General features: G+C 41.5%; 1 protein-coding gene. It reads right to left on the reverse strand.

The window, feature by feature from the left end:
- Nucleotides 1-181: 181 nt before the first annotated feature.
- On the reverse strand, nt 182-891 hold a 710-nt coding region (locus tag ETC02_RS16730; protein ID WP_171698456.1), incomplete at its 5' end, for an RNA-guided endonuclease InsQ/TnpB family protein.

Consider the following 891-nt stretch of genomic DNA (forward strand, 5'->3'; position numbering starts at 1 on the left):
ATGAACCTCCCCCACTTATCGAAGTGGGGGTTTCCTGTTTCCCCTTCGGAGGTGGATGCATGATAGGCTGGTTGGCAGCCTATCTGCAGGCAACACCTGGCACCCGTCCCGTTGGGAGCCACAGGCAACATGAGTATCCATGATACTCAAGGGCGGGAACTCGCCATCTACGACTTCATACCTAAGCAATCCGTCGATACGTAAACGGTTTGACCGTAAATTCCAATGGGCGGATTTCACCATAATATACTTTGGCAAATAAATTCATTGCCCCATGGATATCACGGTGTCGTTTGTACCCGCATTGACATGTATAATTTCTAGAAGAAGATTTATTTTTCTTCCCGCAAACAGGGCATGTTTGCGAGGTATAACTTTCATCTTTTTTCTCGATTTGAATTCCTTCGGCATTCAATTTGTATTTGAGATAATCAAATAATTTTCCAAACGACCAATTGGATAATTTCTGATTGGTCTTTTTGTTTCGTTTCTTTTTCGTATTCCGTTGGATTCCTTCGATATCTCCAATGACGACTTCTTTCACTTGGTTTTCCAAACACCAACGAACAAATTGTCTCGTGGTTTTGTGCAGTGCATCCTTTAGTTGTGCCTCTGATTTCGAAAGTACATATTGTTTCGCCCGATTGTACTTTTTCCATTGTTTGGAGCCTTTTTTGCATCTGCTCATGAGTTTTTGCAGTTCTTTTAATTTCTTGTTTCTCAACCGATGAATGCTTCTTATTTTTCTTCCCGTGATAATGAGGCTTTCCCCATTTTCACAAATGGCTGCGATGGTGTGAATTTCCCCTGGGTCAATAGCAACACGGTTTTTACATGGATTTTCTTTTGGTTTTTTCCCATCTTCATACGATAAACAAAGCCACAAACCAC

This window comes from Geobacillus sp. DSP4a (assembly GCF_013096875.1).
GTDB lineage: Bacteria > Bacillota > Bacilli > Bacillales > Anoxybacillaceae > Geobacillus > Geobacillus thermophilus.